Annotated in this window: 15 protein-coding genes; 9 read left to right on the forward strand and 6 right to left on the reverse strand. The window is 59.0% G+C overall.

The window, feature by feature from the left end:
• Positions 1–368: 368 nt before the first annotated feature.
• A complete protein-coding gene (locus SynMVIR181_RS00585; RefSeq protein ID WP_186589616.1) occupies positions 369–1,028 on the forward strand; it encodes a DedA family protein in 660 nt (219 codons plus the stop codon).
• Positions 1,029–1,113: 85 nt separating this feature from the next.
• Here the strand turns inward: SynMVIR181_RS00585 and SynMVIR181_RS00590 are convergent, their stop codons facing one another.
• Positions 1,114–1,494 (reverse strand): single-stranded DNA-binding protein, encoded by a 381-nt coding sequence (locus SynMVIR181_RS00590; protein ID WP_115070391.1) that lies wholly within the window; start codon positions 1,492–1,494, stop codon positions 1,114–1,116.
• Between the two features lie 136 nt (positions 1,495–1,630).
• Between SynMVIR181_RS00590 and SynMVIR181_RS00595 the strand changes: the two genes are divergently transcribed.
• The 7 genes from SynMVIR181_RS00595 (at position 1,631) to SynMVIR181_RS00625 (ending at position 8,013) form a co-directional block, all read left to right on the forward strand.
• A complete protein-coding gene (locus SynMVIR181_RS00595) occupies positions 1,631–2,683 on the forward strand; it encodes a rod shape-determining protein (protein ID WP_038014152.1) in 1,053 nt (350 codons plus the stop codon).
• 5 nt (positions 2,684–2,688) lie between these two features.
• Positions 2,689–3,432: a rod shape-determining protein MreC gene (mreC, locus tag SynMVIR181_RS00600; protein WP_186589617.1), complete on the forward strand. Its 744-nt coding sequence runs from the start codon at positions 2,689–2,691 to the stop codon at positions 3,430–3,432.
• A gap of 3 nt (positions 3,433–3,435) precedes the next feature.
• Positions 3,436–3,939, forward strand: coding sequence for a rod shape-determining protein MreD (locus SynMVIR181_RS00605; protein ID WP_186589618.1), 504 nt, complete (start codon positions 3,436–3,438; stop codon positions 3,937–3,939).
• Complete coding sequence (locus SynMVIR181_RS00610; protein WP_186590417.1) at positions 3,936–5,258, forward strand: sugar ABC transporter substrate-binding protein; 1,323 nt, start codon at positions 3,936–3,938, stop codon at positions 5,256–5,258. The genes SynMVIR181_RS00605 and SynMVIR181_RS00610 overlap by 4 nt, the downstream gene beginning before the upstream one ends.
• Before the next feature lie 137 nt (positions 5,259–5,395).
• Positions 5,396–6,163, forward strand: a complete 768-nt coding sequence (gene rpaB / locus SynMVIR181_RS00615) for a response regulator transcription factor RpaB (RefSeq protein WP_186524327.1) — start codon at positions 5,396–5,398, stop codon at positions 6,161–6,163.
• Positions 6,164–6,234: 71 nt separating this feature from the next.
• Complete coding sequence (gene lysS, locus SynMVIR181_RS00620) at positions 6,235–7,704, forward strand: lysine--tRNA ligase (protein ID WP_186589619.1); 1,470 nt, start codon at positions 6,235–6,237, stop codon at positions 7,702–7,704.
• 45 nt (positions 7,705–7,749) lie between these two features.
• Complete coding sequence (locus SynMVIR181_RS00625) at positions 7,750–8,013, forward strand: hypothetical protein (RefSeq protein WP_006042532.1); 264 nt, start codon at positions 7,750–7,752, stop codon at positions 8,011–8,013.
• Positions 8,014–8,035: 22 nt separating this feature from the next.
• Here the strand turns inward: SynMVIR181_RS00625 and SynMVIR181_RS00630 are convergent, their stop codons facing one another.
• Genes SynMVIR181_RS00630 through egtB form a run of 4 tightly spaced genes read right to left on the reverse strand, consistent with a single transcriptional unit; the run spans position 8,036 to position 10,994 of the window.
• Positions 8,036–8,521 (reverse strand): hercynine metabolism protein, encoded by a 486-nt coding sequence (locus SynMVIR181_RS00630; protein WP_186589620.1) that lies wholly within the window; start codon positions 8,519–8,521, stop codon positions 8,036–8,038.
• On the reverse strand, positions 8,518–8,751 hold the full coding sequence (locus SynMVIR181_RS00635) for a hercynine metabolism small protein (protein ID WP_186524330.1): 234 nt from the start codon (positions 8,749–8,751) through the stop codon (positions 8,518–8,520). Before SynMVIR181_RS00635 ends, SynMVIR181_RS00630 begins: the two co-directional genes overlap by 4 nt.
• A gap of 27 nt (positions 8,752–8,778) precedes the next feature.
• Positions 8,779–9,771 (reverse strand): L-histidine N(alpha)-methyltransferase, encoded by a 993-nt coding sequence (gene egtD, locus SynMVIR181_RS00640; RefSeq protein WP_186589621.1) that lies wholly within the window; start codon positions 9,769–9,771, stop codon positions 8,779–8,781.
• Positions 9,768–10,994, reverse strand: coding sequence for an ergothioneine biosynthesis protein EgtB (gene egtB / locus SynMVIR181_RS00645; RefSeq protein WP_186589622.1), 1,227 nt, complete (start codon positions 10,992–10,994; stop codon positions 9,768–9,770). Before egtB ends, egtD begins: the two co-directional genes overlap by 4 nt.
• 97 nt (positions 10,995–11,091) lie before the next feature.
• On the opposite strand from egtB, the gene SynMVIR181_RS00650 reads away from it, so the two are divergent.
• The gene (locus SynMVIR181_RS00650) at positions 11,092–13,140 is read left to right on the forward strand and encodes a serine/threonine protein kinase (protein WP_186589623.1); all 2,049 of its coding nucleotides are present in this window, start codon (positions 11,092–11,094) and stop codon (positions 13,138–13,140) included.
• Here SynMVIR181_RS00650 and smpB read toward each other — a convergent pair.
• Entirely contained in the window at positions 13,134–13,628 is a 495-nt protein-coding gene (gene smpB / locus SynMVIR181_RS00655) for an SsrA-binding protein SmpB (protein ID WP_186524334.1), read from the reverse strand. The two genes, SynMVIR181_RS00650 and smpB, sit on opposite strands and share 7 nt — an antisense overlap.
• Positions 13,629–13,642: the final 14 nt, after the last annotated feature.

Consider the following 13,642-nt stretch of genomic DNA (forward strand, 5'->3'; position numbering starts at 1 on the left):
TATAACATAAATTTTTTGCTGCTCTTTTGCAATTGAGCTTGTCGGGATTTAATGGCTTTAGGCATTGATTCTTTGCGAATTAAGTATCGTGTCGCTTTTCTGAGTAGAAAATACTTGCAATGTGATTGTAAATCTTATTTTTCTTGCGAGAAAAGCTAAAACAGTACTGTTTCGTCTCGTGGGTTGCCCTTGCTCGAGAGTTTGGCAGTGGCTCAGACTTTGCGTTTCAAATGATTCTTTTCTGGCTCTGCGGCATAAATATTTCTGCTTTTCCAAAGGCTGATTCTGCTGTGTGAATCGCCTCCTTGACGAGGATGCCGCTTGACCAAACAGTATGAAACACTAGCTATTCATTGTCATCGTTGTTGATGGGTCTGTCTGAACTGATTACCCAGCTTCCAGAGCTGATTGGACAGGCCGTCGAGGCGAATCAGTGGTTGGGGTATGGCGCCATTTTTGCGGCCATGTTTCTGGAAAATTTGTTTCCGCCCATCCCCTCAGAGCTGATCATGCCTTTGGGTGGTTTTTATGTGCAGCAAGGGCAATTGCAATTCATCCCGGTTGTTCTTGCCGGTTTGATCGGAACGGTATTGGGGGCGTTGCCTTGGTATGGCATCGGCCGCTTGATCAATGAACAACGCATTGAGCAATGGCTGGAAAAGCATGGCCGATGGATCGGTATCAGTCCTGAGGAGCTCGCGCGAAGTCGCCGTTGGTTCAGCCGCTACGGCACAGCTCTCGTGTTTTGGGGACGGTTGGTGCCAGGCATTCGCACCTTGATTTCGGTTCCTGCGGGAATCGAGCTGATGCCGATGGCGCCATTCTTGATTTGGACCACGGCTGGCAGCCTGATCTGGACGCTGTTGCTCACCATCGCTGGCATGGTGCTGGGTGAGGGCTACAACAACGTGGAGGTCTGGATCGACCCCGTTTCCAAAGTGATCAAGGTGGGCTTGGTCGTTGCCGTTTTGGCTGGTGGGATCTGGCTTGCCCTCAGGATTTGGCGTCGCCGTCAGTCGTCTGACTAACCAGAACCAGCTGATACAAGCCAGCAACCGGCTGTTGTGAGCCCCTCAATCAAAGGGAGCAGCCGGTCGCTACAGCGGGCCTGATTCAGAAGGGAACTTCTTCGTCGCTCGGGCTCCCTCCCCCGAATCCGCCTGATCCAGCTTCGCTGTCGCGTTTGGAACCCAGGAGTTCGAGGCGATCAACGCGAACAACAGGCTTGCTGCGCTCTTCGCCGCTATTGCGATCGGTCCAGCGATCCAATTTGAAGCTGCCGATGATGCCGAGAAGTGATCCTTTTTTCACGTAATCGGCTGCAACCTGGGCCTGTTTGCCCCAGATCTCAAGGTTGAACCAATCCGGTTCATCGTCGCGGCTGCGGCGATTCACGGCAATGGTGAGGTTGGCCACCATGCTTCCCGATTCGAAGTAACGAACTTCGGGATCTCGGCCGGCTCGGCCGACCAGGGTTACGGAGTTGACACCCATAAAGGATTAGTTCTGCGTGGATCAATGATGCGCCACGGTTGTCGTGGCTGCTTTTAAGGAGTTCCACCCTCAGCGCTGGATGTATCAGCCGGTGCATGACGCCCCACCTAAGATTTGGCGACTTGTGCCACAACCAGTGCTTTTTCGTCGATTTCAGCTCTCCCGTGACATCGGTATCGACCTCGGCACTGCCAACACCCTGATTTACGTCTCCGGCAAGGGAATTGTGTTGCAAGAGCCTTCAGTGGTGGCGATTGATCTGGAGAGGGGGGTGCCCCTGGCGGTCGGTGATGAAGCGAAGCTGATGCTCGGCCGTACGCCAGGGAACATTCGTGCGGTGCGTCCCCTGCGCGATGGCGTGATCGCTGATTTTGATGCGGCTGAGCAGATGCTCAAAAGCTTCATTCAAAAAGGCAATGAGGGGCGCGGAATCATTGCCCCACGTTTAGTGGTTGGGATCCCCAGCGGTGTGACCGGTGTGGAGCGCCGCGCCGTGCGTGAGGCTGGCCTTGCCGGTGCCAGGGAAGTGCATCTCATCGATGAGCCCGTGGCCGCGGCGATTGGTGCTGGTTTGCCGGTCACGGAGCCCGTTGGCACGATGATTGTGGATATCGGCGGTGGAACCACCGAAGTGGCGGTGCTCAGTCTTGGTGGCACTGTGCTGAGTGAATCCGTTCGCGTTGCCGGTGATGAAATCAGCGATTCGATCGGTGTCCATCTCAAAAAGGTTCACAACCTGGTGGTGGGTGAGCGCACCGCAGAAGACATCAAGATTCGAATCGGTTCCGCATTCCCAGACAACGACTTCGATCAGACGGTGATGGATGTGCGTGGCTTGCACCTGCTGTCTGGTTTGCCGCGCACGATTCAGCTCCAAGCCGGGGATCTTCGTGAGGCCATCGCTGAGCCCCTCAACGTGATTGTTGAGGCGGTGAAGCGCACGCTCGAACGCACCCCCCCCGAACTGGCAGCCGACATCGTTGATCGCGGCATCATGCTGGCCGGCGGTGGGGCCTTGGTGAGGGGGATTAGCGACCTCATTAGCCATGAAACGGGAATCTTCACCCACGTTGCGGAAGATCCGCTCCTGTGCGTGGTGAATGGCTGTGGTCAGGTGCTCGAGGATTACAAACGCCTGCAGCGCGTGCTGGATACCCCCGAATTTGTTCGTTCTGCTTCGAGCCTGTAATCGCGATGGGCTCCTCGCCGTGGCCGCAGGGAACGCGTTCCCGGAGCCTGAAACGAATCTGGCCTTGGCTGGCTCTTCTTGGAGTGCTGGGGATGGTGCGTTGGAGCAAGGGCGCAGGCTTTGCCGATGCCTATGCCTTGCTCACGCGTCCGTTTTGGCCTGGTTCAGCTCAGAAACAGTGGATCCAGTCAGCGCAGCAGCAGAACGATGCCACGCGTTTGCAGCTGCTCGAGGTGGATAACGCCCGTTTGAGAGGGTTGCTTTCGCTGGATGGTCAAGGGGCCAACAACGCGATTTCTGCTGCTGTGATCTCCCGAACGCCTGAGGGCTGGTGGCAGCAGATTGTGCTTGGGAAGGGAGTGCTGGATGGCATCCAACAAGGTGATGCGGTGATCGGTCCAGGAGGATTGATTGGCCGCGTTCAAAGTGCCACGCCAGCGACAAGCCTGGTGCGTTTGCTCACCGCCCCGGGAAGTCGCGTCGGCGTTTGGGTGCCGCGCACCCGTCAACATGCCCTGCTGGTGGGAATGGGAACATCCCGTCCTGAATTGAAATTCATCGATAAAGACGTGAAGGTCCGACCTGGTGATTTGGTGAGCACCTCCCCAGCCAGCACCCTGCTGCCTGCCAACTTGCCGGTGGCCGTTGTGCAGTCCTTGAACTCCAGGGCGGTGCCCGCTCCTACGGCTTTGGTTCAGTTGATTGCGCCTCCGGATGCGATCGATTGGGTGCAGGTGAGTAGGCGCTGATCGATGGCTCGTCTTCATCGCCAACCGATCTGCGTTGCCTCTGGATTGTTGGTGCCCTTGATCAGCTTGGCTGCACCGTCATGGCTGAGCTTGGGCGGTGTCTTGCCGAGCTGGGCCGTGTTGTGGCTGCTGCCTTGGGCCCTGGTGGATGGACCGGTATCAGGCGTGATGGCAGGTGCGGCGATGGGGCTGATCCTGGATGGTCTCAATGTGGGAGATGCCAGCCAGGTGCCCGCTTTGATGCTGTTGGGCTGGTGGTGGGGACGGCTTGGGCGGCGGGGACGACCGATTCAACGCAGTCTCAATTTGGGGTTGCTGGCTTGGATCGGCACGATGCTGCTTGGCCTGAGTCTTTGGGCGCAGCTGTTGGTTCTGGGTGTGGATGCTCCTCTGGCCCAAGCCTTTGCATTGCAGACCTGTTTGGCTCAAGGGCTGATCACGGGCCTGATGGCCCCGATGATTGGGTCTTGGCAACTTCTGATCTGGCGACGGCGCACTCCCGCATGATTCAGCACACTTCCCATCGCGATCGATCCTTTCGCCGCAGATGGCTCGCTTTGGCTCTTGTCAGCACGTCGTTGCTGATCGGGGGATGCCGGCGTGCCGCAGCTCCAGAGGGTGCTCTCCAGCTTTGGACGCTGCAATTAGCGCCCAAGTTCAACTCCTATATGGAACAGGTGATTGATCGCTGGGACGCTGACCATCCCGATGCACCAGTGCGTTGGACCGATTTGCCTTGGGGCTCGGTGGAGCGGAAGCTCCTGGCTGCAGTGTTTGCGCGAACCGCTCCGGATGTGGTGAATCTCAATCCCCCCTTTGCGGCCAACTTGGCAAGCAAGGGTGGGTTGACGGATCTCAGGCCGCTGTTGCCGCCCGATGCCGCTCAGCGCTATTTGCCTTCGGTGTGGCGTGCGGCAGGCGATCCAAAGGCAGGCCAGATTGCCGTTCCTTGGTATCTCACGGTGCGCCTCAGCTTGGTGAACCAGCAGTTGCTTCAACAGGCTGGCGTCAGCTCGCCCCCCCGTCGTTGGGAGGATGTGCCTGCCTTTGCCCGTCAAGTGCGAGAGCGAACAGGGCGTTATGGCTTGTTTGTTACGGCCGTGCCCGACGATTCCGCCGAATTGCTGGAGTCGATGGTGCAGATGGGGGTCGTGTTGCTGGATGACAAACAGCGAGCGGGTTTCGATTCGCCCGAGGGGCGCAAGGCGTTTGCGTTTTGGACCGATTTGTATCGGGAGGGGCTTCTCCCTCGAGAAGTGGTCAGTCAGGGGCAACGCCGGGCGATTGAGCTCTACCAAAGCGGTGAGCTCGCCCTGCTGGCCAGTGGGGCTGAATTTTTACGCAGTATCCAGACCAATGCCCCTGGAGTGGCGTCCGTGACCTCCCCGCAACCGCCGCTCACCGGCGGCGATGGCACCGCCAACGTGGCTTTGATGACGCTCGCAGTCCCTCGCCAGAGTGAGCGACCGCGAGAAGCGTTGTCGTTTGCACTGGATCTCACGAACGGGCCGAACCAGGCGCGCTTTGCGCGCGAGGCCAGGGTGTTGCCCTCCTCCTTGGAGGCTCTCAGGCAGGTGCGCGCTGAGCTTGAAGCCGAGCGACCTGCAACCTCCGAGCAAGCTCAAATTCGAGAGGCAAGACTCCTCTCTGCCAAGACGCTTGAGCGGGCGAGGGTGCTTGTGCCTGCAACGCCCGGGGTGAAGCGTCTTCAAAGCATCGTGTACACCCAACTTCAGCGGGCGATGTTGGGTCAGATCAGCAGTGAGGAGGCGGTGCGTACGGCGGCTGAGCAATGGAACCGTTATTCAGAGGCGCGATGGCCCTAAGCAGCCAATCACGGCGTTTATGACTCGCGTTGAAGTGAAAACATAAAAACAATCGAAAGCCTGAGTTCTTAGCTTTTAGTTGCTCACGAACTGTTCACGCTGACCGGTAGAGTTGTTTCTCTTCACAATGTGTTGCGATGCCCACAGATGGGCCTTCTGTAAAAGGAACCATTCTTGTGGTGGACGACGAGCCAGCAGTTAGGCGGGTTCTGTTGATGCGTCTGCAATTAGCTGGTTACAACGTCGTCTCCGCTGAAGATGGCGAGGAAGCGCTGGAAAAATTTCACAGCGAATCACCGGATCTCGTCGTTCTCGACGTGATGCTTCCAAAGATGGATGGTTTTGCTGTCTGCCGGCGCTTACGCGCAGAATCTTGCGTTCCAATCATTTTTCTTTCGGCCCTGGAGTCCATCTCTGAGCGGGTGGCTGGCCTTGACCTGGGGGCTGACGACTATCTTCCGAAGCCCTTTAGCCCGAAGGAGCTTGAAGCCCGCATTTCCACGATCCTGAGACGGGTTGGGTCCGGTGCTGCCACTGTTGAGCCCCGCGAAATTCCCAGTGGCCAAGGGGTGATGCGGGTTGGAGATTTAGTGGTGGATACCAATCGCCGACAGGTGAATCGTGGGACGGAGCGGATCGCCCTTACTTACACAGAATTCAGCCTTCTTGAATTGCTATTTCGCGATCCAGGACATGTGGTCCCGAGGGCCGAAATCCTTGAGCAGCTATGGGGTTATCCGCCTCGGCGTGCGGCTGATCTGAGGGTTGTTGATGTGTACGTTGCCCGCCTTAGAGGCAAGCTCGAGCCTGACCCCCGTAACCCTGAGCTGATTCTCACGGTGAGAGGCATTGGCTACGCGTCCCAACGCATGGGCGAGCCCGCAGGAACACCTGCAGCGGTTTGATGAATCTCTGGTGATCTGTGCGCTCTCGTGCCCTCCGCGGGGCAGGATGGCGCCCGACTGCTTCTTCTCTCTTGTCTGAACTTCGTGAGACCCGCTTGGAGAAGGCGAATGCTCTCAAGGAGCAGGGCCAAGAACCATACGCGTTGCGTTTTGATCTCAGCGATCGCATGGCTCGCTTGCAAGCCGATCATGCTGATCTTGCGAACGGCACCGAGCGAGACCTGAAGGTTTCGGTTGCTGGTCGGGTGATGACGCGGCGGGTGATGGGCAAGCTTGCCTTTTTCACGCTGGCGGACGAAACGGGAACGATCCAGTTGTTCCTCGAGAAAGCAACGCTGGGAGACAGCTTTGCTCAACTCAGTTCCTTGGTGGATGCAGGCGACCTCATCGGGGTTCATGGCATCTTGCGTCGCACCGATCGGGGTGAATTGTCTGTGAAGGTGAGCGAATGGCAGATGCTCACCAAATCACTGCAGCCTCTCCCAGATAAATGGCATGGCCTGGCGGATGTGGAGAAGCGCTACCGCCAGCGCTATCTCGATTTGATCGTCACACCGCAGTCGCGTGAAACGTTCCGGCGTCGGGCGATGGCCGTGAGTGCGATCCGCCGTTGGTTGGATGAACGCGACTTTCTAGAGATCGAAACACCGGTCCTGCAGTCCGAAGCCGGTGGTGCTGAGGCGCGACCGTTCATCACGCATCACAACACCCTCGATCTGCCTCTCTACTTGCGGATTGCCACAGAGCTCCATCTCAAACGGCTCGTGGTGGGTGGATTTGAACGGGTGTATGAGCTCGGGCGGATTTTTCGCAACGAAGGGGTGAGCACGCGCCACAACCCTGAATTCACGTCGGTGGAGGTGTATCAGGCCTATGCCGATTACAACGACATGATGACGCTCACCGAACAGCTGATCGCTTCGGTGTGTGAGCAGGTGTGCGGCACAACCCGCATCAGCTATCAGGGCGTGGATGTGGACCTGACGCCGTCCTGGAGGCGCGCCACGATGCATGAACTCGTGCAGGAGTCCACTGGCCTTGATTTCAGCTCGTTCCAGACCCGTGAGGCGGCTGTGGAGGCGATGCGAGCCGCCAATCTGCCAACACCGGATAAGGCCGACACCGTTGGTCGGCTCTTGAACGAAGCGTTTGAGCATGCTGTGGAACCGAATCTGATCCAGCCCACCTTTGTGCTCGATTACCCGCAGGAAATTTCACCCCTGGCCCGTAAACATCGCAGCAAGCCAGGGCTTGTGGAGCGGTTTGAGTTGTTCATCGTGGGCCGTGAAACGGCCAATGCCTTTAGTGAGCTCACCGATCCCTTGGATCAACGAGGCCGCATGGAGCTTCAGCAGGAACGTCGTGCTGCTGGAGATGTGGAAGCCAGCGGAGTGGATGAGGATTTCATTCAGGCCCTAGAAGTGGGGATGCCCCCCACTGGTGGCCTGGGAATCGGGATTGACCGCTTGGTGATGTTGCTCACCGATAGCCCCTCCATTCGCGATGTCATTGCCTTTCCATTGATGCGACCAGAGGGGTGACCTGTCAGCATGGATAATTAAACCCAGTGGCAGGGTCCAATTCCCATGAGTGGTGAGCGCGTAGGTTTCCGCTTCAAACACGCCGATGCGGTGGTCAAGCGCAATCCGCAGGGACGTTCCCGTCGCGGATGGGTGATGGAGCCCGTGGAGCAGACCACGAGCCGAGGCACCAAGATGCCCGCCTATCGCATCCGCTGGCGTGACAGTGAGCGTCCTGAGATTGTGCTTCAGCACATGCTGATCGCTGATCCAGACCCCACCCCTCCGCCTGAAAATGTGAGCCTCGAGCCACCCGCACCGAAGGCTTGATCGAGAGCGATCTCAAGCTTGATTAGCTGAGGCCTTTGTCGCGTCGCAGCTCTTCCAACTCTTGTTGTGCTTCAAATAGGGCCCAATCCTCATCAAGGCTTCGCCTGGATGAGGATTGCTGCTCTTGCGTTTTAAGGCTGTTGAGCTGCTCTTCGAGTTCGGCGAACTGAAGACCGAGGGCTTCGAACTCCTCCCAGAGTTTGCGACCTTGCTGCATCAGACCAGCAACATGCTGATCCGCCCGTTGCGCCAGTTCAAGGGCACCAGCCCTACGTGCTTTCTCGCCCCGTTTTGTCCAGGCCTGGACCTGTTCGGCGAGCGTGAGCAGTTGGCGGCGTAATTCCCTCGCTTGAAGTTGCTGCTGCCCGCGACGAGTGTGAAGATCCCTTTGGCGGTCTTGAAGATGCTGTTCCCGCAGCAGTTGATCTTGGCTGGGATTGCTGCTTAAAAACTGTTCAAGCCGTTCTTCCAGGCTGCGTTCGAGGTTGTCCAGCCAGGTGGGGCTCATGGGATTGGATCCGGTGCGCGTGTGATTAATGGAGCTTCGATTTCTTGCTCGAGCGGATTGATGGCACCTTCCCGTGAACGGAGCAACAGTTGGGTGAGACGAGCCACTGATCCCTCTCCGAGCTCAAGGGCACCCAAGCGATCGAAGGCGTTGCGGTACACCGTTTCCAGCTCTTCGATCAGGGTTTCTCGTTGTAGGCGGACGGTGGCCCGTTGCTCGTCGCGACTCATGGCTCAGCGGGGTTGAAGGTCTGGATCTCAGTCTGTGGGCTCTAAGAGATGCAAGGAGAGATCATCCTCTGGATCATGCCAGCGACGCAGCCAGCGCCACCCGGCCCGTTGCGCTAACGCAACAGCGCGTTCAGGGCTGTACTTGAGGCTGTATTCGGTGATCAGTGGCTCATCGCACTTGAAGGTCCAACGGTTATCCGCGATTCTGACCACTTGGTCGCAGCTGCTGATCAAGGCCATCTGCACCCGCTGTTGTTCGTCTTGCCAACGCGCTTGGTATTGAAAGCATTGGGGGTCAAAATTCGCTCCCAAATCGGCATTGAGGCGATGCAGCAAGTTGCGTGCAAAGGCAGCTGAGATGCCAGCGGCATCGTTGTAGGCCGCTTCGAGGCGGACCTTGCTCTTGGGTTGGTCCAGACCAAGAAGCAGAGGTCCTCCCTTCAGCAACTGCTTGAACTGGCGCAGCACGCGGACGGCATCGTCCTGTTCAAAATTGCCGAGCGAGCTGCCAGGAAAGAAACCGATGCGGCGTTGGTTGCTCAGCAATGGGTGCTCAGGCACTGTCGTCAGTGTGCTGTGATCGCAGCAAATCCCAAGCATCGGCACCTCCGGATGGCGTTGCTGCAGAGCTGCGGTGGCCTTGCCTAGATGCTCCGCACTGATGTCGAGGGCTACGTAGGCGGCGGGATGGATCGCGTTGAGAAGGGGCCCTACTTTTTGGGCGCTGCCAGCCCCGAATTCAACGATCACACCTCCACCGATGGCTGACGCAATCTCGGGGGCAGCCAACTCGAGCAGAGCAATTTCGGTGCGCGTGAGGCTGTATTCGGGTTGCTCACAGATGCGATCGAACAGGCGTGAGCCCTCCTCGTCATAGAGAAACCAAGCCGGGAGTTGGCGGGGACAACGGTTGAGCCCGATCCGCACGAGCTGCTCCATATCCGCTGCTGGCGGATGGAGGTCGATCAGTTCGGGTTTTTGATCGGTCTGGTGAAAGGTCTGTTGAGAGGTGGTGGTCATCGGGCCAAGCGCAGGCCAGCCGCCATCCAGCGGCTAGAGGGAGCAAAAAAATTGCGGTAGGTGTTGCGGGCATGTCCCTCTGGAGTGAGGTGGCTGCTGCCCCGCAACACGAATTGGGAGGTCATGAACTTGCCGTTGTACTCGCCAACGGCTCCTTGGGCAGGCTGAAATCCGGGATAAGGCCGGTAGGGACTGGCGGTCCATTGCCAAAGCTCAGCATGACTTTGCTTGAGCTGCAGCCCCTGCTCCTGGGCGGCCATCTCCCATTCGGCCTCCGTTGGTAAGCGGGCTTCAGCCCAGCGTGCATAGGCATCGGCTTCAAACCAGCTGAGATGACGCACCGGGCGATGGTCGTCTAACGGGCAGCGTCCGGCAAGGGTGAACTCCCAAGCCCAAGCTTGCTGTTCACCACTCTGTGCTTGGCGCCAGTAACGCGGGGCTTTCCACTGCCGCTCTGTGCGCATGGCCCAGCCTTCACTCATCCAAAGTTCGGGGCGCGCGTATCCGCCGTTCTCGATAAAAGCTCTGTAGTCGCCGTTGCTCACCAAGCGATCGGCCAGGGCATAGGATTCGAGCCACACGCGATGCCGTGGTTCCTCATTGTCGAAATGGAAGGGATGGGTGTGGTTGGTGCCGCCGTGCTGTTGCGTGTCTTGGCCGATCTCCACCAGGCCTCCCGCACACGGCAGCCAAACTGGAGGTGTCCCGTCATGGGAAGCCGCTTCGGGCTCCTGCCAATCCGTTCGATACGCCGGTTCCAAGGGCTGACGGCTGAAGGCATCGAGGAGATCCATCAACATCAACTCCTGATGCTGTTGCTCGTGCTGAAGACCCAGTTCCACGAGTTCCACCCAGGGGGATTCGCCATTGCCTTGGAGCAGGTCTGCCAGGGCCTGGGTCACCTTGTGCCGCCAAGCGATCACCTCCGCTATCGATGGCCTGCTCAGTAAGCCCCGTTGCGGTCTGGGTTGCCGCGGGCCAACCGCGTCGTAATAGGAGTTGAACAGATAGGTCCAACGGGGATCCGCCCCTTCGTAACCAGGGCAATGGGGGATCAGAACAAAGGTTTCAAAAAACCAGGTGGTATGGGCGAGATGCCATTTAGGGGGGCTCGCATCAGCCATGCCCTGGAGGCAGAGATCTTCGGCTTCCAGCGGCTCAATTAAAACTTCGCTGCGGCGGCGCACGTCCATCAGCCGGCTGAGCAGCGTGCCGGAGTCCATGGAAGGTTGAAGCTCGGGACAGTGACCTTAGTGAGGCCAAGCTGTAGGTGCTTTCCAACAAGTCCCCCTAGCATCAGCCCATTTAGGCAATGCCCTTGTGATCGGCACGCTGCTGGCTGAGCGCTACCGCTTGGATCAATGTCTGACGGCAGACACCTCCGCACCCCAGGGGCAGCTTTGGCGTGGCACCGATGTGTTGGCCTCCGATGCGCCAGTGGCACTGCGGCAGCTTCAAGATCCTGAGGCGCAAGAGCGGTTTCGCCAGCTGTGGCCGGCGATGCAATCGGTGCTTCACCCGCTGATCCCACGCTTCGGAGGCCTGCTGGAGGAATTGGATTCGCTTTGGCTGGTGAGGGAGTGGCAGGAAGGATCCAGCTTTGGGCAGATTCAGCAGCAGCGGCGCGAGCGTCAGCTGGTGTTTGGTGGCGGCGAAGTGCTGCTGTTGTTGCGTCAGCTCCTCCCCGTGTTGGGCGTTCTCCATGGCAAGGGACTGGTCCATGGCGATATCAACCCGAGCAATCTTCTGCGCCGTGATCAGGATGGATTGCCGGTTTTGCTGGATTTTGGCCTGCTGCAAAAACTCGGCACCGCCCCGCTCCTCGGAGCCACGGCTAGTTATGCCCCGAGGGGACAAGGCCGGGGCGAGATGGCCGCGCCATGGATGGATTTGCATGCTCTGGGTGTGACGGCCTTGACATTGCTGAGCGGACGGGCACCGGAGGCCTTGCTGCCGGCCGATGCCAGCGAATGGCCATGTCCCTCAGGCCTCGAGATCCATGAAGGCTTCCGCGAGGTGCTGGAACGCTTGCTCAGTGAGCTTCCAGGTCGCCGTTTTGAGCAGGCCGGGGAGGTTTTGCAGGCCTTGAAAGCGGTTCCCATGCCTGAATCGACCGGACCGATGCCGAGTTCAGAGCGCACGGTCGTGCTCGCGCCTGCCGTGCTGGCCTCCGCTGAACTCCCTGCCGCCCTTCCGCAGGCTGTTGTCTCGCCTTCCCCTCAGCCTCGCCGGCGTCAGCGCGCCGATGAGCGCCAAGTGGCGGCGGAAGGCCGGTTATGGCCCGTGGCGATTGCCCTGTTGTTATCAGCGGTCGTAGGTACGGCGATTGGCTGGTTCCTGCTCAGCCGCGGCAATGCTCCAGCTGGTGTGCCTTCCACGGATCGAGATGTGGTGGGTCGCTCGCCGACGGCCAGCCTTCCGCCCGCAGAGGTGGATCAGCGTCAACAACTGCTCAGTCGATTAAGGGCTCTGCAGGTCGACCGCAGCTGGTTCTTGGAGCTCGTGGATGCCAGCTTGTTGGCCCAATTCCCGGAGCGAAGTGGTCGTTTGCCCAGTGATTCCCTGGAGGATGCGCCCCTGCGCCAGGTTTGGAACGAGCTAGCCAATGAGTGGTTGGCAAGGGTGGAGCAGTTGCCTCCAGGCTTGCGTCGCCGACTGGGGTCACTGGATCCCAAGGATTGGCAGACCCAGCGTGAGGCCCTTGTCGGACAAGGGGTGAATGACAGGGTGGTGGAGCAGCTGGTCTCCGTGGCTGCCAACACCCTGTTGCCGGGGGTGGCCTCAGGAACCAAGCCACCCGAACCGTTCCGGCAGCTTTGGTTTGCGGCTGCCTTGCGCAGTCTGGAAGAGGTCAAGATTGAAAAAGTGAAGGCCGGAGCTGAGATGGCCACCGTGTTGTCCAGTCGGGTACCCGCCGATAGCGCCCGTTTGATTTCGATTCAGGTTCCGGCCAATCGCCGGTTGGTGCTCGGCATTAATGGAACGCCGTTAATGCAGATGACTGTCTACGCCGCTGACGGCTCCATTGCTGCCGAACGGGGCCCTTTGCGAGTGGTCACCCTGGCGGCTGATGTGGGCACGCCTGTGCAGGTGCTCGTGACCAATGAAGGTGTCGCTTCCGGTTTGCTGACCCTGTCTTGTCGCGCTGACCTGCAGATCACCAATCCTGCACCAAAAGCACTGTCAAAACCGCTGCCAAGGGTGGATCGCAATCCGATTGCCGATCCGGCGACGGGAGCGCAGGGACCGGTGGAGGCGCTGCCAGAACCCCCTGGCCCGAAGCCAGCAGGCGTGAAAGAGGACGTCTCCCCGGAGCCAGCGGCCCAAGAGCCGTCCGCTGAGCCAGAAGCGGGTCTGCTGAATCAATAGCGGGCGATCGCGTCCCGGGTTTCTTTTTTGACCTGCTTGTCTTTTGCAGCGGCCCGCTTGTCATGGAGCTTGCGTCCCTTGCCCAGGCCGATGGTCACCTTGATCCATGACCCCTGCAGGTGCAGGTTGAGGGGAATCAGGGTGAGCCCTTTTTGTTCCAGATGACCCCGTAATTTGTCGATTTCTCGGCGATGGGCGAGGAGCCGCCTCACTCGCAGTGGCTCGTGATTGAAATAGCGACTGGCGTGGGTGTGCGGGGAGATGTGAACGTTGTGGAGGTGCAGTTCTCCGCGCCTGATCAGGCAGAAGCCATCGCGAAGATTGGCTTGCCCCGCGCGCACCGATTTCACCTCGGTCCCCAGGAGTTCGATTCCCGTTTCTAGGGTTTCAAGGATTTCGTACTGGTGTCTTGCCAGTCGATTGTCGGCCAGCAGGCGATTGGCCGCTGCTCTTGCCGCTGCACTCTTCTTGCCGCCTCCCTTGCCCATCTCGCGTCAGGCCC

The organism is Synechococcus sp. MVIR-18-1 (assembly GCF_014279835.1).
Lineage (GTDB): Bacteria > Cyanobacteriota > Cyanobacteriia > PCC-6307 > Cyanobiaceae > Synechococcus_C.

Excerpts from the sequence above, each read along its gene's own strand:
- SynMVIR181_RS00585 (WP_186589616.1), top strand. The coding sequence starts at position 369 with ATGGGTCTGTCTGAACTGATTACCCAGCTTCCAGAGCTGATTGGACAG.
- SynMVIR181_RS00590 (WP_115070391.1), bottom strand. The coding sequence starts at position 1,494 with ATGGGTGTCAACTCCGTAACCCTGGTCGGCCGAGCCGGCCGAGATCCC.
- mreC (WP_186589617.1), top strand. The coding sequence starts at position 2,689 with ATGGGCTCCTCGCCGTGGCCGCAGGGAACGCGTTCCCGGAGCCTGAAA.
- SynMVIR181_RS00605 (WP_186589618.1), top strand. The coding sequence starts at position 3,436 with ATGGCTCGTCTTCATCGCCAACCGATCTGCGTTGCCTCTGGATTGTTG.
- SynMVIR181_RS00610 (WP_186590417.1), top strand. The coding sequence starts at position 3,936 with ATGATTCAGCACACTTCCCATCGCGATCGATCCTTTCGCCGCAGATGG.
- rpaB (WP_186524327.1), top strand. The coding sequence starts at position 5,396 with ATGCCCACAGATGGGCCTTCTGTAAAAGGAACCATTCTTGTGGTGGAC.
- SynMVIR181_RS00625 (WP_006042532.1), top strand. The coding sequence starts at position 7,750 with ATGAGTGGTGAGCGCGTAGGTTTCCGCTTCAAACACGCCGATGCGGTG.
- SynMVIR181_RS00630 (WP_186589620.1), bottom strand. The coding sequence starts at position 8,521 with ATGAGCCCCACCTGGCTGGACAACCTCGAACGCAGCCTGGAAGAACGG.
- SynMVIR181_RS00635 (WP_186524330.1), bottom strand. The coding sequence starts at position 8,751 with ATGAGTCGCGACGAGCAACGGGCCACCGTCCGCCTACAACGAGAAACC.
- egtD (WP_186589621.1), bottom strand. The coding sequence starts at position 9,771 with ATGACCACCACCTCTCAACAGACCTTTCACCAGACCGATCAAAAACCC.
- egtB (WP_186589622.1), bottom strand. The coding sequence starts at position 10,994 with ATGGACTCCGGCACGCTGCTCAGCCGGCTGATGGACGTGCGCCGCCGC.
- smpB (WP_186524334.1), bottom strand. The coding sequence starts at position 13,628 with ATGGGCAAGGGAGGCGGCAAGAAGAGTGCAGCGGCAAGAGCAGCGGCC.